This window comes from Pseudarthrobacter sp. WHRI 8279, from assembly GCF_040224115.2.
Classification (GTDB): Bacteria; Actinomycetota; Actinomycetes; order Actinomycetales; family Micrococcaceae; genus Arthrobacter.
The window spans coordinates 529,518-547,248 of sequence record NZ_CP168162.1 but is presented as its reverse complement, the minus strand read 5'-3'; the positions used below and the strand labels follow the sequence as shown (position 1 = coordinate 547,248).

Here is a 17,731-nt window from a genome sequence, read left to right as displayed (position 1 = left end):
TAGCACCGTGAGCAACCTGTTTTTCTGGATCATCATCCTGTCATTCGTGATTCCGATGGCCATGCGGATGTACCGGAAGTCTGTGGCCCGCCGGAACCAGGAGCAAACCTTCTCGGGGCGGTACCCGGAGCAGTTCCCCGGCGCCGGTCAATTCCCCGGGGCTGGAGGCTTTGGCTCCAACGGTCCGCAGAGCAAGCAACCGCGGGACGGCTTCACCCAGCAGGACTACCTCGCGGGCGGTTTCCGCCAGATAGAGCGGCCTGCGCCGCTCCCGCCCAACCAGCCCCTGCCGCCGATCCAGCCCGTCCCGCCGTTCCCGCCCACGGACCAGCAGTTTCCGCCGTACGGGCAGCAGCCCTACGGGCAGAACCAGCACGAAGAAGCCCCGCAGCAGCCTTCAGCCCCGGCCACTCCCCCGCCGCCGTCGGCCCCGCAGGGGTTCCGGGCGCGCAAGCTCGCGGAACTGGACCAGCAGTACAGCAACGGTGAGCTGTCCGTCGAGGAGTACATGACCCGCCGCAGCGAGATCATGAACGGCTGACTGCCACTGACTGCCACCGGACACGAGCAGCGTGCGCGTAGCTCCGGGATCCAGCTCCGCCGGCTTAGTCCACCTGCTGACCTAGTCCACTTGCTGACTCAATCCACCTGCGGGAAACCCAGGTCGATGACCGACGTTGCCGGGTCCGGCCAGCGGGTTGTCACTACCTTGCCGCGGGTGTAAAACCGGATGCTGTCCGGCCCGTACATGTGGGTGTCACCGAACAGGGAGTTCTTCCAGCCGCCGAAAGAGAAGGTGCCAACCGGCACCGGAATGGGCACATTCACGCCCACCATCCCGGCCTCGACGTCGAACTCGAACTGCCGCGCTGCGCCGCCGTCGCGGGTGAAAATGGCAACTCCGTTGCCGAACTCATTGTCATTGACCAGGCGGACAGCGTCACTGTAGCTGTCCACCCGGACCACGGACAGGACCGGGCCGAAGATTTCGTCGTCGTAGACCTTCATGCCGGGCTTGACGTGGTCCACCAGGCTGACGCCGATGAAGAACCCGTTCGAATCGAACTGCTGTGTTCGCCCGTCCACAACTACGGTGGCGCCCTCGTTTTCGGCGCCGGCAACGTAGGAGGCAACCTTCTCGCGGTGTTCGGCCGTGATCAGCGGACCCATCTGGGAAGCCGGGTCCGTGCCGGGTCCAATTTTCAGGGTGGCCATCCGGCTCTTGACCGCAGCCACGAGGTCATCGGCGATGCTGCCCACGGCCACGAGCACACTCACTGCCATGCATCGCTCGCCCGCAGAGCCATAGGCCGCGGAGATGGCGGCGTCCGCTGCCATGTCCAGGTCCGCATCTGGCAGGACCACCATGTGGTTCTTGGCTCCGCCCAGGGCCTGGACGCGTTTGCCGTGGTCCGCTGCCCTCTTGTAGATCGACTGGGCGATGGGCGTTGATCCAACGAAGCTGACCGCTTTGACCTCCGGATGTTCCAGGAGAGTGTCAACAGCTTCCTTATCACCCTGGACCACGTTCAGCACACCGGCCGGAAGTCCTGCCTCGGCGAAGACCTCTGCGATGAACACGGCGGAGGACGGGTCCTTCTCGCTGGGCTTCAAAAGCACCGTGTTGCCGCAGGCCAGGGCGCTGCCGATCATCCACAGCGGCACCATGGCGGGGAAGTTGAACGGCGTAATGCAGGCCACCACGCCCACGGGCTGCCGGACGGAGTGGACATCCACGCCGCTGGACACCTGTTCGGAGCGTTCGCCCTTGAGCATGTGGGAGAGGCCGGTGGCGAACTCGATGTTCTCCAGTCCGCGGGAGATCTCCCCCTCGGCGTCGGAGAGGACTTTGCCGTGCTCGCTGGTCAGGATGGCGGCGAGCTCGGACTTGCGATCGTTGAGTATTTCGCGGACGCGGAAAAAGATGTTGGTCCGCTTGGCGAGGCTCGCAGCCCGCCAGGCCGGCAGCGCGGCTTTGGCGGCGGCGATGGCTTCCTCAACCCTGGCCGCTGAGGCAAGCGCCACCTGCTTTTCCTGCTTGCCGGTGGCAGGGTTGAAGACGGGGCCGAACCGCTCGGCATCGGTGACGCGGCTGCCGTTGATGTAATGCGGAATGGTGTGCACGGAGGTCTCTTTCTAAGGGAGTTCAGAATGGCTGTGGTGCCTGCGGACGGGTCCCCGCCAAGGCGGCTACTTCGCTGGATCAAGCGATCCATCGGCAAGCCTGATGATCATGGAGCAGTCTTTTCCGGACTCGCCTGCGTCAATGAGGCGCTGGTACAGCTGCTGCACGTGCCTGCCGATTTCCAGCGGTGTGCCGGTGTCCTCGGCGGCGCTGATGGCCAGGCCGATGTCCTTGTTCGCCAGTTCCGCGGTGAACGTTGGTGCGAAATCATTGTTGGACGCGGCGGTGGGAACGACGCCCGGAACGGGATACCAGGTCCGCAGCGCCCAGCTGTCGCCGGAGGAGACCGAGGCGATGTCCCAGAACACCTTCTTGTCCAGGCCCAGCCTGTCGGCCAGCACGGCACCCTCCGCCGTGGACGCCAGGTTGATAAGGAGCATCAGGTTGTTGCAGATCTTGGCCGCCTGCCCCGTGGTGGGTCCGCCGGTGGGGATGACATTGGCGGCCATCGGCTCGATGAAGCTGCTGGCCTCCTCCACGGCGCCAGGTTCGCCGCCTACCATGAACGTCAGGGTTGCGGCCTTTGCGCCGCTCATCCCGCCCGAAACCGGGGCGTCGACGAAGCGGAAGCCGGCGGCAGCGGCGGCGTCGTGCAGTTCCTTCGCCGCGGCGATATCGATGGTGGAGGAATCGATGAGGAGGGTACGCGCGTCGGCGTGCGCCAGCACCCCGTCCCCGCCGAGGTAGACCGCCTTTGCGTGCTCGCCTTTCGGAAGCATGGTGAAGACGGCGTCGGCGCCCGCCACGGCTTCTGCGATGCTGCCGGCCGGCTTAACCCCTCCGGTTACCGCGGCGGCGAGGGCGGCCGGGTTGAGGTCGAACCCCCGTACGTCGTGCCCGGCCTTTGCGAGGTTCGCCGACATGGAACCGCCCATGTTTCCCAAACCGATCCAACCAATGACTGCCATGGCATAAGCTCCTTCGCTTTTTCTCCGGCCGACGGCCGCAAGGTCTGTGTCCACCCTCACATCCCGCTAAAGTGCAATCAAGGTAAAAATTCACAGAGGCCATGTGCATGGATGCACACGGCTGGGAGGTAGGGATGGCACAGCTTCCGAGTCCGGACGACTTACTCATTCTGTTGACGGTGGCCCGGCTTGGGCGTTTTAACGCCGTTGCCGAAACGCTGGGCACAACACACACCACCATCTCGCGCCGGATCCTGGCACTGGACAGGCAACTGGGCGGCCGCACCTTGGAGCGCAGCCCGCACGGGTGGGAACTGACGGAGCTCGGGGCTTCAGCCGTGGCCGCGGCGGAAAGGATCGAGGAAACGCTCGGCTCCCTGGCCGCTGCCACAAACCGGGACCGGGACGCCCTGTCCGGCATGGTGCGCATCAGCACCTCGGACGGTTTTGGCGCCGAATTCGTAACGCCCGCGCTGGTCCGCCTCCAGCAGCGGCACCCGATGCTGAACGTGGAGATGTTGAGCGCCACGCGGCGGGTCAGCCAGAACCGCTCCGGTGTGGACCTGGAGGTGGTGGTGGGCAGCACCGATGTGAGCAACGCGCAGGCCATCTTCCTGACCAACTACTTCCTCCGGCTCTACGCCAGCCCCGCCTACGCCGCGGAGCGCGGCCTGCCGGAGACGCCCGACGGCGTGGGGCAGCACGGATTCGTCTCCTACGTTGAGTCGGCGCTCCAGGTTGCCGAGCTGGGGCACCGCTCCTCCCAGCTGCCCATGCCGAAATCAAGTTTCCAGGCAACGAGCATCTTTGCCCAGGTGGAGGCGGTGCGCCGGGGCGCCGGAATCGGCCTGCTGCCGAACTTCATGGTGGCGCACAACCCGGAGTTCGTTCCGGTGCTCGCTGACGCCTTCCAGCGCCAGGTCCCCATTTGGGCAGTGGCACGGCCGGAATCGCTGCGGTCCGCCCGGGTCCAGGCCGTGATTGGTGCGCTTCAGCAGGAGGTGGCGGAACGCCAGGATCTATTGGCCGCGTGACCTGCTGGCGGCTTGACGTGCCAGTAACCTGTCCTTCAGCGACCTGGGAGTCAGCCACCAGGGAGCTGGCAGCCGGCCACGCTTCACGCCTGGAAAAGCCGCCTCACCACCTGCCCGGCTGCGAGCGCGTCGAGTCCTTCGTTGATCTCGGCGAGGGGCCTGGTGTCGGTGTGCAGCAGCTCCACGGGCAACCGGCCGTCGCGCCAGTACCCCAGGTAGAGGGGAATGTCCCGGTCCGGTACAGCGTCGCCCATGTACGAGCCCAGCAGCCGCTTGCCCGCCCCGGCGAACTGCAGGGCAGGTACTGTCAGCTCTGCGGTGGGGTGCGGGAGGCCGACGGAGACGACGGCGCCGCCCCTCGTCACGTGCCCAAGGCAGGACGCGATCACCCGGGCCGAGCCCACGGCCTCAACTGCGATGTCCACACCGTCACCGGCGGCTTCGGCGATCAGGCGGGCGGCGTCCTCCGGAGTCCCCACCGCTGTTGCACCGCACTCCATGGCCAGCCCATGCTTGGCGGTGTTGGGATCAATCGCAATAACGGCGGAAGCACCGGCGAGCGCCGCAGCCATAACGGCCGAAAGCCCCACCGCGCCGAGCCCGAAAACTGCCACGGACTGGCTTTCCTGGATGGCGGCCGTGTTGAGGACTGCGCCCATTCCGGTGAGCACGGCGCAGCCGAACATCGCCGCGACCGTGTCGGGGACGTCGTCGTCAATCACCACCACTGACTCGCGGGCAACCACCGCATAATCCGCGAAGGCCGAAACCCCAAGGTGGTGGTTGATGCGCTCGCCCGCAGGCGTGCGCAGCAGGGCTTCGCCGTGCAAAAGGTCACCGGAGCCGTTGACCTCGGCGGCCCGGTGGCAGAGCGCAGGCCGCCCTGCCCGGCAGGCCCGGCAGGAGCCACAACTGGGAACGAAGACAAGGACCACGTGGTCCCCCACGGACACGTCGGTGACGCCCTCGCCCACCGAGGCCACCCGCCCCACGGCCTCGTGGCCCAGCGCCATGGGAAGCGGCCTGACGCGGGATCCGTCCACGACCGACAGGTCTGAGTGGCACAGGCTGGAGTAGGTGATTGTGACACCCAGCTCGCCCGCGCGCGGTTCGGGACGGCTGAGCTCCTGGACCACCAGGGGCTGCGCTTCGGCATAGCTGGTGCCTGAAGGAACTGTGGAATAGAGGACTGCTGCTCGCATGGTGTTCCTGACCTTAGGTGTGTGGACACGCGGCTGCCCGGACCTGCGGTGCGTGCAGGTCCGGGCAGCCGCCCTGTCCGTGGTGCTGTGCCGTGAGGAATGCCTGTCGGCTTTATTTCTTGGCGGCGGCCAGAAGATCGGCCGTGCCCTTCGCGTCGGCGGCATCGACATCATGAAGTGAGATGCCGCGGGTTTCCTTGAGGAAGAAGACGGAGACCGCGGTGACCACGCAGGCGCCCAGGAGGTAGAACGCCACCGGAAGGGACGAACCGAAGCTGCCCAGCAGCGAGCTGGCGATGATCGGCGCCAGGGAACCGGCCACGATGGAGGTCACCTGGTAACCGAGGGAAACGCCGGAATACCGCATGCGGGTGGGGAACATTTCCGCCATGATGGACGGCTGGCCGGCGTACATCAGGGCGTGGAACAGCAGGCCGATGGTGATGGCAGCCAGGATGATGAGATCGTTGGCGGTGTCCATCATGGGGAAAGCGAAGAAGCCCCAGGTTCCGGCGAGGATTGCACCGGCCATGTAGACCGGGCGGCGTCCCAGGGAATCCGACATCTTGCCCACCAGCGGGACTGCGCAGAAGTGGATGAAGTGTGCCACCAGCAGGAGGAGCAGGATGCGGGACGTGTCCGTCTGCACAACCACTTTCAGGTAGGTGATGGAGAACGTGACAACAAGGTAGTAGAGGATGTTCTCCGCGAAGCGCAGGCCCATGGCGGTGAACACGCCGCGCGGGTACCGGCGGAAGACCTCGGCCACACCGTAGCCCTTGTTCTCGACGGTGACTTCCTTGCGGGCTTCCAGGAAGATTGGCGCGTCCTGGACCTTGGTGCGGATGTAGTAGCCGATGATGACGATCACTGCGGAGAGCCAGAAGGCTACGCGCCAGCCCCAGCCGAGGAAGGCTTCGGGGGAAAGGGTGGAGGACAGGGTGAACAGCACGGCCGTGGCGAGCAGGTTGCCCATGGGGACGGCGGACTGCGGCCAGCTGGACCAGAAACCGCGGGACTTGTTCGGGCTGTGCTCGGCGACGAGCAGCACAGCGCCGCCCCATTCGCCGCCTACTGCGAAGCCCTGGACGAAGCGCAGGAACACCAGCAGGGCAGGGGCCCAGTAGCCGATCTGCGCAAATGTGGGCAGGCAGCCCATGAGGAAGGTGGCAACACCCACCAGGATGATGCTCAGCTGCAGCAACTGCTTGCGGCCGAACTTGTCGCCAAAGTGGCCGAAGACGATGCCACCGATGGGGCGGGCAACGAAGCCGACGGCGTAGGTGACGAAGGCTGCAATGATGCCGTCCAGCTCTGTTCCGGAGTTGGGGAAGAACAGCTTGCCGAACACCAGGGTGGCGGCGGAGGCGTAAAGGAAGAACTCGTACCACTCAACCACGGTGCCGGCCATGGAGGCCGTGACGACTTTCTTCAGGCCGGAGGCCTTGACATCGGTTTCCTCGGGCCGCCGCGCGGCGGACTTTTCCGTACTCATTGATGAACTCCTTCGGCGTCTTCTTCGACACCACTGGGACAGGCTGTGGCGGATACGTGTGATTTTGGCCACGAACCGCCGGGTCCCAACGAGTATGGTCCGCCTGAACGCCAAGCTCAACGGCGAATCATGCAGAGGCTATCTGCATAAATGCACATCCACTTGCCCGCGAACCTCGGTTTTAGTCCGAGAGATGTGCCCTGAGCTGGTGGCCCAGCTGGCCTATTTCCGTCAGGAAGCCGTCATGGCCTATCGGCGCTGTGATGAGGTGCACGTCCACTTCTCCGGGGAGGGCTGCGGCAAGTTCGCGGGACTGGGCCGGGAAGTAGAGGCGGTCCGAGTCCACGGCTGCCACGAAGAAACGCGCACCTGACCGCGCCAGGGTCTCGGGAAGCGGCCCCCTCCCCCGGCAGATGTCGTGGCTCATCAGGGCCTCGGTGATGGCGATGTAGCTGTTGGCATCAAACCGCCGGACCAGCTTGTTCCCCTGGTGGTCCAGGTAGCTTTCCACCTGGTAGCGGCCTCGGTTGGCCAGGACCCCGCCCTGCAGGGGTGACTCCGGAGCCTGGGGTGCGCGGCCAAACCTGCCTTCCAGTTCCGCCGCGGAGCGGTAGGTGATGTGCGCAATCCGCCGGGCCAGGGCCAGGCCATCCTCGGGAAAGGGGCCGCCGTAGTAATCGCCCCCGTTGAAATTCGCATCCTGGCGGATCGCCAGGGTTTGTGCCTGGGCAAAGGCAATCTGCTCGGCCGTGCTGGCCGCGCCGATGGAGATCACTCCGCAGCGCTGCACCCGTTCCGGGAAGGTGATGGCCCACTCAAGTGCGCGGGCTCCGCCCATGGAACCCCCCAGCACCGCAAACCAGTTCTTGATTCCCAGCTGGTCGGCCAGCCGGGCTTCCGCCGCAGTGCTGTCCCGCAGCGTGACCAGGGGAAACCGGGATCCCCAGGGAACCCCGTCCGGTGCCGGCGAGGACGGCCCCGTGGATCCGTAGCAACCGCCCACAATGTTGATGGACACTACAAAAAAACGGTCCGTGTCCACCGGAGCACCCGGCCCGGCCAGCTGCTCCCACCAGCCCTGTTCGTCGGTATCGCCACGGGTGACGTGCGTACTGCCGGTCAGTGCATGTTCGATCAGGACTGCGTTGCTGGCGTCCTCGTTGAGGGTGCCCCAGGTTTCATAAGCCAGCGTGACGTCCGGCAGGTAGCCGCCGGCTTCAAGTTCCAGTCCCCCAATGGAGGCATAGCGGACTATTCCGTGTCCGGAAACGGTGGTACGGGCGACGGTAACCGTCATGGCAAGACCTCTTCTTACGCGCTTGCCTGCCGTCGAATGACCGGCAGGCCAGGTCTTCACCCGGGGCACCCCACCGCGGAAGGAGGGTTGCCGGCCAGCAAGCCGGGGCTGTCACTGGCACTCATGACCTGGTTCGAGTGTACGAAACAGCACCCGCCTGCCGCCAAGAGTGTGACTGGTTGTGACGGTCCCGGGCCCGGCAGGCACGCCCGCCCGGCCCGGGACCCCGCCGTCGGCCCTTGCTCCTGCTCAGGCGCCCGTGGCCGCCTTGGCGGCACGGAAGCCCGCTTCCAGGTCGGCCAGGATGTCATCGATGTGTTCGATTCCCACAGACAACCGGACCAGGCCGGGCGTTACCCCGGCCACCGCCTGCTGCTCCGGGGAGAGCTGGCTGTGGGTGGTCGACGCGGGATGGATGACAAGGGAGCGGACGTCACCGATGTTGGCCACATGGGAGTGCAGTTCGAGCGCGTCCACGAAGCGCTTGCCGGCCTCCGCCCCGCCGGCGAGGTTGAAGGACACGATCGCGCCCGTGCCCTTGGGGCCATATTTGCGGCCCCTCTCGTACCAGGGGCTGGAGGGCAGCCCCGCGTAGGCGACCGATTCGACGTCGTCACGCGCTTCCATCCACTGCGCCACGTCCAGGGCGTTGGCAACGTGACGCTCCACGCGCAGGCTCAACGTTTCCAGCCCCTGGGCAATGAGGAAGGCGTTGAACGGGGAGACGGCGGAACCAAGGTCCCGGAGCAGCTGGACGCGCGCTTTGAGGATGTAGGACAGGTTGGCGCCCAGGGCACCGTCCTTGCCGAGGTCCCGGGCGTACACCAGCCCGTTGTAGGTGGGGTCCGGGGTGTTGAAGCCCGGGAACTTCGCCGGGTCCTTGCCGAAGTCGAACTTCCCGGAGTCCACGATCACGCCGGCAATGGCGGAACCGTGGCCGCCCAGGTACTTGGTTGCCGAATGGATCACGATGTCCGCTCCCCATTCCAGCGGCCGGATCAGGTACGGGGTGGACAGGGTGTTGTCCACAATGAGGGGCACCCCGGCATCGTGGGCCACCTGGGAGATACCTTCTATGTCCAGGACGTCCTGGCGGGGGTTGGAGACCACTTCCCCGAAAAAGAGCTTGGTGTTGGGCTGCACGGCGTCGCGCCACTGCTCCAGGTTGTCCGGGTCCGCCACGAAGGTGACCGAAATGCCGAACTTCTTCAGGGTATGGGCAAAGAGATTGTAGGTTCCGCCGTAAAGGCTGGGGCTTGCGACGATATGGTCGCCGGCTTCCGCGATGTTCAGGACAGCGAAGGTTTCAGCGGCCTGGCCTGAGCTGAGCAGCAGTGCCCCGAGCCCGCCTTCAAGGCTGGCGATCCGCTGTTCCACGGCTTCCTGGGTGGGGTTGCCGATGCGGGTGTAGATAGGTGCCAGTTCAGCAAGGGCGAAACGGTTGGCGGCGCTCTCGGCGCTGGGGAACACGAAGGACGTGGTCTGGTAGATAGGGAGTGCACGGGCGCCCGTGGCACTGTCCGGCTCCTGGCCTGCGTGGATCTGGCGGGTTTCGAATGACCATCCGTTGGACATCTAAGGCTCCTTTGACTGGGCCCGGCATGCTCAAAGCACCGCGGGCCGCGCTTGCTGTCCGGCCTTTGCCGGACAGCCAGGTCCTCACCCGGGGCACCCCACCGCGGAAGGAGGGTTGCCGGCCAGCAAGCCGGGGCTTGGTGCTGGCGCTCATGACCTGAGCCCAGTGTAGGAACAGCATGTGCCCGCCGCCATGAGTGTGACCGGTTGTGACTTCCCCGCCCTCCTGCGGGACGCACCCCGCCGGACGCAGCGCTGGGAGGCACCGTATGTTGATTTCCCAAGGTTCCGCAGAAGATGCGCAGGATTGCGCGAAGTTTGGCCGTTTGCCACCGGTCCCCCGTTAGATTTGAGCCGGGAACCCGTCTCATCGCCTTTCAGCTTCCATACCAAAGGAACACTTCAGTTGCCCCAGTTCTCTCGCCTGGCACGTCGCACCGTCCTGCTCTCCGCCGTCGCCCTCTGCTCAGGCGCGGTGGCAGCCGGTCCCTGGCCGGCATCCGCAGCACACGCCGCTCCTTCTGCCGCTGTGGACGATGGCGGCCGCTACCTTGTGCAATTCGCTCCGGGCAAGGACGTCGCGGCCGAGGCGGCAGCCCTCCGCGCCCAGGGAATCGGCGTCAACAGAACATTTACGAAGGCGGTGAAGGGCGCGGCCATCGAGGCCACGCCGGGGCAGGCTGCCGCCCTGCTGCGCTCAGGCCGGGCCGCAACAGTGGAGCCGGACCACGCGGTCACGGTCTCCGAGGTGCAGCGCAATGCCCCCTGGGGCCTCGACCGGATCGATCAACAGGCGCTGCCCCTCTCCGGCTCCTACACACCTGCCGCCTCCGGCCAGGGCGTCAGCGTCTACGTAGTAGACACCGGGATCCTGGCATCCCACGCCGATTTCGGCGGCCGGGTCAGCGCCGGATGGACAGCAAAGGCTGACGGCCTGGGATCAAGCGACTGCAACGGCCATGGCACGCACGTGGCAGGAGTCATCGGCGGCGCCGTCCATGGCGTGGCCAAATCCGCCACCCTCATTCCGGTGCGGGCACTCGCATGCGATGGCTCCGGCCTCTACTCGGACATCATCGCAGGGCTGGACTGGATTGCAGATCACCACCGCCCTGGCACCCCGGCCGTAGTTAACCTGAGCATCGGCGGACCCACCAGCAGCGTGCTCGACGCAGCAGTCCAGGCCGTCATCACCAACGGCCTCCCGGCCATTGTCTCAGCGGGGAACAACGCCGTTGACGCCTGCACGGCTTCTCCAGCCCGCACGACGTCGGCGATCACGGTCGCGGCAAGCGATTCTTCGGACCGCCAGGCCTCCTTCTCCAATTTCGGCAAATGCGTTGACCTCTACGCGCCGGGTGTCGGCGTCAGCTCCGCCTGGCATACTTCCGCAACGGCCACGGCGTCACTCAGCGGAACGTCCATGGCTACGCCGCATGTGGCTGGTGCTGCCGCTGTCCTCCTCTCAGGCAACCCGCTTTTGACACCCAGCCAGGTGACCGATCGGCTGCTCTCGTCCGCGACCGGAGGAAAGGTTGCAGGATCCGGAAGTGGAACGCCGAACCGTCTGCTGTACACCGGATCAGCTTCCGTCAACAACTTTTCGGTGGCGGGGGCGATCGGGGCCAAGTACGACTCACTGGGCGGACCAGCGTCCCAGCTGGGCGCGGCCATCAGCCAGGAACAAACAGTCCAGGGCGGAGCGCAGCAACAGTTCCAATATGGGTTGATTTTCTGGTCGCCTGCAGGTGGGGCACACCCGCTGTGGGGTGCCATTGAGAAGAAGTGGTTCAACGGGCATGACTCGGGCTACCCCATCCGGGACGAGGAGTCTCTGGGCGGCGGAGCCATAGCCCAGCACTTCACGAATGGAACCATGTACTACACACCGCAAATTGGCCTTCACTACATCGGCGCCGGAATCCGGGAGGCATGGTGGAATAAGGGCGGCCAGACCGGCGTAGCCGGTTACCCTGTGTCCGATGAGAGCCGCTGGCTTGAGGGAGGTGCGGTCCAGGCTTTCCAGGGTGGAACCTTTTACTTCACACCTCAGTATGGAACCAGGCTGCTGCAGGGGGCCATCCGCTGGGAGTATGAGCGGAGAGGAGGCTACGCCTTTATCGGGCGCCCGGTCACGGACGAGTACTCCTTGAATACGTATACTCGTGCCCAGCGCTTCGAAAACGGCATCATCTACTGGTCCAACGGAAGCATATGGACCGAACGGCTCTAAAGGTGTTGATGGCGTGCCGTTGCGATGCCGGCGAAGCGACGACAATCGCTCAAAACTACCGGCGTGCCCCCCGGGCAGCCCCACAGATGCCAGCTGCAGGAGTTGCAGCGGCACCGTCCGCCTCATCGCCAGCACGTCTGGTAACAGTGTCCAGGGCTGGCAACAATCGGACCCTCGGCTTGTTGTGGGCGTGAATTTCAGCACGACTGAAAGCCCGGAGCCCAGTAAGGCTACCCTTAGCTGAGAGCCCGATCACAAAGTGCCAAGATGTTGCCATGCGCATGGATCACGTCTCTTACGCCTGTGAACACGATGGCCTGGCTGCCACCACTGACCGGATTTCCTCTGCCCTCGGCGTCGAGGCAGTAAAGGGTGGAGTCCACCCGCGGTTCGGAACCCGGAATATGATCATCCCACTCGCGGGGCACAAGTACCTTGAGGTCGTTGAGGTCCTGGACCACCCGGCTTCGGACAAGGCGCCCTTCGGCCAGGCAGTGCGTGCACGGTCTGCAGCCGGCGGCGGTTGGATGGGCTGGTGCGTCGAGGTAGATGACCTGGCCCCCTTCGAGGAACGCCTGGGCCGCTCCTCAGTCAACGGCAACCGTAAATTCCCTGACGGCCGCGAACTCGTTTGGAAGCAGATCGGCATCCTCGGCCTGATCGCAGACCCACAGGTCCCGTACATGCTCAAGTGGGAGGGCGATCCTTCCCTGCACCCCTCCAACGCTTACGAGAGCAACGTCAAGATGAGCTGCCTCACCATAGCCGGCTCTGCCGCCCGGGTAACCGAGTGGCTGGGTGAACCCGTGGAGAAGCCGTTGGAAGACGTTGCCGTGGAGTGGGTGGCACCGCACGGAACACCCGGAATCCTTTCGGTGACTTTCGAGACCGCCAACGGGGCAGTCACTATCTGATTCTCCCCTCCCGGCATGGGTTCGCCCCCGCCGGGTATCAACCCGGGCAGATACTTGAGACTGCCCGCCTAAGCTTCGGCCGCCATCAGCAGGTGACAACGGCGTCACCCGCCGATGGCGGCCGAATTCGTCTCCGAGCAGATCTGGTTTGCCTGGTTTCCCGCGCGCCCGGCCTCTTCCGGCGTAAATGTCAGACCCTCCCCCCATGATTAGTGCATGGGCAGCGAAGCGGTGGAGAAGGCGTTTGCGGACATCCGCGCCGCCCTCGCTGTGCTCAACGCTGAGGTGGACGCGTGTGGTTCAGAGCCGTTCTCGGCTGCTGATCCGTTGGCCGGGCTGGCCGATGGGACCCTGGATATTCTCGCCGGTGCCAAGGAGGCCGAAGCCGGGCTCGCAGGCCTGAAAGCCCGCGCCGCCATGAAGTACGCGGACACCGCCCATGCCCTTGCCCCTCCCGGGGCGCCGGTGCAGGCGCAGGAAATGTCCATCACCGCGGAAATCGGCGCAGTACTGGCCATCGGGCCGCGGGCCGCAAGCTCGTTCCTGGTCGCGTCCCACGCCCTGGACACGACCTTGCCCCTGACCCTCTCGGCCCTGCAGGCCGGAGCAATCTCGTGGCAGCACGCACTGGCCCTGGCGGACGAGGCCGCCACCCTCGACCCCGCCGGCGCCGCGGCCCTCGAGGCCCACTTCCTCGACCCCAACACACCAAGACCCGCCACCGCCGCCACGGTCGGGGAGATGCCCGCCTACCGGTTCAAGGCCAAGGCCAGGACCTGGCGTGAACGCCACCATCCCGAATCGATCGAGAAGCGCCACGCCAGGGGCGTGGCGGACCGGCGGGTTGAGTGCCGGCCGGACCAGGACGGCATGGCCTGGCTTTCGGCCTACCTCCCCGCGCATCAGGCCGTGGCGGGCTGGAACCGGCTTAACGCCCTCGCCCGGGCCGCACAAGGACCCGACGAGCCCCGCACCCTCACCCAGATCCGGGCAGACGAGTTCGCCGAAGCGATCCTCACCAGCGGCAGCAATCCTGCCCACTCGTCGGCGGTCCGTGCGCAGGTCCTCGTCACCGTGCCGGTATTCTCCCTGACGGGAGAGACCGATGAGCCGGCCATGCTCGACGGCTTCGGGCCGATCCCGCCGTCGATGGCGAGGGACCTGGTTGCGAATGGTGCCGATTCGTTCCACCGGGTCCTTGTCGACCCTAGGGATGGGGCGCCGTTGGAGATCGGGCGGACCAGCTACCGGGTCACCAAGGCGATGCGGAACTGGCTGCGGCTGCGGGACGGCAAATGCCCCTTCCCCGGCTGCAGCAACAACTCACTGGATAACGAGGCAGACCACCTCCTCGCCTGGCAGCACGGCGGGACCACCGGGATCAGCAACCTCGGACAACCCTGCCCCAAACACCACAAACTCAGACAAACCACCGGCTGGACACCGACACCAGCCACCAAAACTGAACCACCCGGCTGGACCTCACCCACCGGCCGGCACTACAAAAGCGAACACCAGGACTGGGAACCACCCCACTGGCCCGAATCTGTCCTGTCCGCCATGCCGGCGGGGTTGAATCCGGGGGAGCATCACAACGGGCAAGTCCCCGGCATGCTGCCCTACCCGCCCATGCCCGGCGCGTGTGCCTGCCCTGCCGCAGACCTCCCATACCCGGAACCACCACTAGAGGAACCTGAAGATGACAACCTCATAGACCTGGACGACATACCCGTGGACGACCCCCTCTGGGACGACTTCTACGCCCTGCCGCCCGTCCTGCCCCAGGACCCCATGAGCGACTGGGACCCGATCAGGGACCGGGACCCGGCACTGACTTAGCCGGCACCTCCTGCCCGCCGTCGTGTTGACAAAAGTGCCTGAGGTTGCCGCGAAGGCTTAGCCCAGGCCGACAGCCTTGCCGAACAGGCTGAAGCCCACGAAGGCCACGATGTCGAGCAGCGCGTGGGCTATGACAAGCGGCATCACACGGCGAGTGCGGGTGTACAGCCACGCGAAGACGATGCCCATCACCACGTTGCCGATAAAGGGGCCGAAGCCCTGGTACAAGTGGTAGGTGCCGCGAAGCAGCGAGCTTGCCATGATTGACAGCGGAATGCTCCAGCCGAACCTTCCGAAGCGGTTCATCAGGTAACCCACCACGATGACCTCCTCCACCACGGCATGGCGGAGCGCGGACAGGATCAGCACCGGCACCGTCCACCAGTAAGCGTCCAGTGCGCTGGGAATGATGGCCGTCGTAATCCCCAAGGCCCTGCCTGCGGCGTACAGGCCCAGGGAAGGAACGCCGATCAGGGCTGCCAGACCCAGGCCCTGGAGCAGGTCCCGGCGGGGGCGGGCGAAGTTGAAGCCCAGCTTCTGGAAGGCTGAACCCGGGTTGCTGCCATGGCCGGACGGCGCCTGCCGCTGGTCGGTGAGGAAGTAGAGCACCAGCAGCACGGGAACCAGCGCGAAGAGGATGTCCAGCAACTGGTACGTCAGGTCAAAATATTCGCGGGTGCTCTGCGAGCGGTTAAGCGTAGAGGTGCCTTCAGCCAGCGGCGCCCGGGTCATCTTGTCCAGGAGCTGCACCACGGAGTACACAGCAGACTGCCCCAAAGACAGGCCCAGGACAATCCAGACTTCAAGCCGCAGGCGACGGCGGGAGGGAACCAGCATGTTCCCATCTTGCCTTCAGTTTCTGGATCAGGGCTGATTGCCCTTCCAGTGTCACGCAGGCACAGGCCTGTATGCCACCAGGGGAACCGCAGGGCCGGGTGCCGGTCAGCCGGCGGCGACGATCACTTCCGTGCCGTTGGCTTCGAAGGCAGCCTTGTCCTGCGCCGAGATTCCGGAATCCGTAATCAGCCGGGTGAAGTTGTACCCGTCCATAGTGGCGAAGGCGCGCACGCCCACCTTGGACGAATCCGCCAGGACATAGGACACCCGTGCCCTGCTTGCAAGGAGGGCGTTAACTGAGGCCTCACCCTCTCCCGTGTTGGTTGGCCCCACTTCGGGATCAATGCCGTTCACGCCGATAAAGGCGATGTCCAGCACCACCTTCTGCATGATGATGTCCGTGTACGGACCCACCAGCTCATAGGACCGTGGATTGAGGATCCCGCCTGTAACCATCACTTTGATGCTGGGCCGGACCGCCAACTGCGACGCGATGTTGATGGCGTTCGTAACAACTGTCAGCGTGGGCTGGTTGGAAGGTGCGTTAAGGTCTTCCCGGGTTGCCAGGATCTGCGCCAGTGCGGTGCTGGTAGTCCCGCCGCACAATCCGATGACGGCGCCTGGGGCTATCAGCGCTGAAGCAGCCTGGGCAATCTGTTCCTTGGCCTCGGCGTGATCCTCACGGTTGTAGCGGCCAGGCAGGTCGTAGGCAAGGGCTCCGGTGGTGGCACCGCCTCGGGTCCGGGTGAGCAGCCGGCGTTTGGCAAGGCTGTCCAGATCGCGCCGGGCGGTGGCCGGCGAGACATTCAGGGTGGTGACAATCTCTTCGACTTCCACCTGGCCGGTCCGCGCGAGGAGGTCGAGGATTGCCGTCAATCGATCGGTGCGGGTCATGCAGGGCCTCCAGATACTCCCGCCACCCATTTAGATGACGTTTTCTGATCGTAACAGACCCAAAACGATCACCTAACGTCATACGAGCCGGGCGCTTACCGCGCCTGTTTCCCCGCCCGCCATACAGCGTATGTCAGTGGCATGCCCGGCCGGTAAGCCAGGTGCGTGGCCGACGGCGCATTGAGGACATGCAGATCCGCCCGATGGCCGACGGCGAGGGACCCCACCGCCCGCTCGCCGTCGGCGTCGTTCCCTTTGTCCTTGTGCAACGCCAGGGCACCCCCGTACGTGGCCGCCCGGACAGCTTCATGGACGCTGAGGCGCATCTGCAGCACGGCTGTGGCCACACAAAACGCCATGGAACTCGTGTAGGACGTGCCGGGATTGCAGTTGGACGCCAGCGCAACCTGGACGCCGGCATCCAGGAGCGCACGGGCAGGAGCCAGCGTCTGGCGGGTGGAAAGGTCGCAGGCCGGCAGGCAGGTGGCAACCGTGCCTCGGCTGCCACTGCCGGTTGCCGCATCCCAGCCGGTCCAGGTCCCGGCCAAAGCGTCAACATCCCTGGCGTTGAGGTAGTTCACGTGGTCCACGCTGGCGGCTTCGAGCTCTACCGCGAGCTGCACGCCCGGGCCTTCACCCAGCTGGTTTCCATGGACCCGGAGCCCCAGGCCGGCGTCACGGCAAGCCAGCAGGACCCGCCGGGACTGTTCCGCCGTGAAGGCGCCTTCCTCGCAAAAGACGTCTGCCCACTGCACAAAAGGCCGGACAGCCGCCAGCATGGGACCGCAGACCAGGTCGGTGTATTCCTCCGGGTCCTGCCCGGCGGGAACCAGGTGGGCCCCCAGGAACGTGACCTGGTCCGCCACGGTGGAGGCAATCCGTGCACTCCGGGTTTCGTGCTCAACGTCCAGGCCGTAGCCGGTCTTCGTCTCAACATAGGTGGTCCCCTGCGACACGGCCTCGTCAACACGGCCAAGCGCCAGGCGGGTCAGGTCAAAATCCGAGGTGCCCCGGGTAGCGCCCATAGTGACCGCGATGCCGCCGGCCGCATAGGACTCCCCCGCCATCCGCGCCTCGAACTCGGCAGTCCGGTCCCCTGCGAACAGCAGGTGCGTGTGGGAGTCCACCCAGCCGGGCAGCACGGCCCGGCCGCCCGCATCCACGGCGTCATCGGCGGCCGGGGCACTGGCAGCGGCGCCGATCCATGAAATCCGCTCGCCCTCAATCACCACCGCAGCGTCCTTCAGGACCCGGTGTTCCAGGTCCTGCGTCATCAACTCGGCGATATTGGTGATCAAGGTACTCATAAAGCCATTCT

14 protein-coding genes and 2 riboswitches are annotated in these 17,731 nt (G+C 65.5%); of the genes, 5 read left to right on the top strand and 9 right to left on the bottom strand.

Features of this window, described 5'->3' with window-relative positions:
• Positions 1-7: 7 nt before the first annotated feature.
• Positions 8-541, top strand: coding sequence for a hypothetical protein (locus ABRP28_RS02400; protein ID WP_350003704.1), 534 nt, complete (start codon positions 8-10; stop codon positions 539-541).
• Positions 542-639: 98 nt separating this feature from the next.
• On the opposite strand, the gene ABRP28_RS02395 is transcribed toward ABRP28_RS02400, so the two are convergent.
• Both ABRP28_RS02395 and mmsB read right to left on the bottom strand, forming a co-directional pair.
• Positions 640-2,124, bottom strand: coding sequence for a CoA-acylating methylmalonate-semialdehyde dehydrogenase (locus ABRP28_RS02395; protein WP_350003705.1), 1,485 nt, complete (start codon positions 2,122-2,124; stop codon positions 640-642).
• 66 nt (positions 2,125-2,190) lie between these two features.
• Positions 2,191-3,093 carry a 3-hydroxyisobutyrate dehydrogenase gene (mmsB, locus tag ABRP28_RS02390; protein WP_350003706.1) on the bottom strand — a complete coding sequence of 301 codons (903 nt, stop codon included), beginning with the start codon at positions 3,091-3,093 and terminating at the stop codon, positions 2,191-2,193.
• Positions 3,094-3,227: 134 nt separating this feature from the next.
• Here mmsB and ABRP28_RS02385 point away from each other — a divergent pair, with 134 nt between their 5' ends.
• Positions 3,228-4,127, top strand: coding sequence for a LysR family transcriptional regulator (locus ABRP28_RS02385; protein WP_350003707.1), 900 nt, complete (start codon positions 3,228-3,230; stop codon positions 4,125-4,127).
• Positions 4,128-4,210: 83 nt separating this feature from the next.
• Here the strand turns inward: ABRP28_RS02385 and ABRP28_RS02380 are convergent, their stop codons facing one another.
• From ABRP28_RS02380 to ABRP28_RS02365, 4 genes are all read right to left on the bottom strand, one after another.
• Positions 4,211-5,329, bottom strand: a complete 1,119-nt coding sequence (locus ABRP28_RS02380) for an alcohol dehydrogenase catalytic domain-containing protein (RefSeq protein WP_350003708.1) — start codon at positions 5,327-5,329, stop codon at positions 4,211-4,213.
• A gap of 112 nt (positions 5,330-5,441) precedes the next feature.
• Positions 5,442-6,824, bottom strand: coding sequence for an MFS transporter (locus tag ABRP28_RS02375; protein WP_350003709.1), 1,383 nt, complete (start codon positions 6,822-6,824; stop codon positions 5,442-5,444).
• A gap of 181 nt (positions 6,825-7,005) precedes the next feature.
• On the bottom strand, positions 7,006-8,121 hold the full coding sequence (locus ABRP28_RS02370) for a homoserine O-acetyltransferase (RefSeq protein WP_350003710.1): 1,116 nt from the start codon (positions 8,119-8,121) through the stop codon (positions 7,006-7,008).
• A gap of 13 nt (positions 8,122-8,134) precedes the next feature.
• Positions 8,135-8,250, bottom strand: a riboswitch (SAM riboswitch).
• A gap of 120 nt (positions 8,251-8,370) precedes the next feature.
• Positions 8,371-9,696 (bottom strand): bifunctional o-acetylhomoserine/o-acetylserine sulfhydrylase, encoded by a 1,326-nt coding sequence (locus ABRP28_RS02365; RefSeq protein WP_350003711.1) that lies wholly within the window; start codon positions 9,694-9,696, stop codon positions 8,371-8,373.
• Between the two features lie 42 nt (positions 9,697-9,738).
• Positions 9,739-9,854: riboswitch (SAM riboswitch) on the bottom strand.
• 248 nt (positions 9,855-10,102) lie between these two features.
• On the opposite strand from ABRP28_RS02365, the gene ABRP28_RS02360 reads away from it, so the two are divergent.
• From ABRP28_RS02360 to ABRP28_RS02350, 3 genes are all read left to right on the top strand, one after another.
• Entirely contained in the window at positions 10,103-11,929 is a 1,827-nt protein-coding gene (locus tag ABRP28_RS02360) for a S8 family serine peptidase (protein WP_350003712.1), read from the top strand.
• A 275-nt stretch (positions 11,930-12,204) separates the two neighbouring features.
• Complete coding sequence (locus ABRP28_RS02355) at positions 12,205-12,843, top strand: VOC family protein (protein ID WP_231454438.1); 639 nt, start codon at positions 12,205-12,207, stop codon at positions 12,841-12,843.
• 216 nt (positions 12,844-13,059) lie between these two features.
• A complete protein-coding gene (locus ABRP28_RS02350) occupies positions 13,060-14,682 on the top strand; it encodes a DUF222 domain-containing protein (RefSeq protein WP_350003713.1) in 1,623 nt (540 codons plus the stop codon).
• A gap of 57 nt (positions 14,683-14,739) precedes the next feature.
• On the opposite strand, the gene ABRP28_RS02345 is transcribed toward ABRP28_RS02350, so the two are convergent.
• From ABRP28_RS02345 to hutI, 3 genes are all read right to left on the bottom strand, one after another.
• The gene (locus tag ABRP28_RS02345) at positions 14,740-15,519 is read right to left on the bottom strand and encodes a CPBP family intramembrane glutamic endopeptidase (RefSeq protein WP_350003714.1); all 780 of its coding nucleotides are present in this window, start codon (positions 15,517-15,519) and stop codon (positions 14,740-14,742) included.
• Between the two features lie 105 nt (positions 15,520-15,624).
• Entirely contained in the window at positions 15,625-16,413 is a 789-nt protein-coding gene (locus ABRP28_RS02340; protein WP_350003715.1) for a DeoR/GlpR family DNA-binding transcription regulator, read from the bottom strand.
• Positions 16,414-16,508: 95 nt separating this feature from the next.
• A complete protein-coding gene (hutI, locus tag ABRP28_RS02335; protein ID WP_350003716.1) occupies positions 16,509-17,720 on the bottom strand; it encodes an imidazolonepropionase in 1,212 nt (403 codons plus the stop codon).
• Between the last annotated feature and the right edge of the window lie 11 nt (positions 17,721-17,731).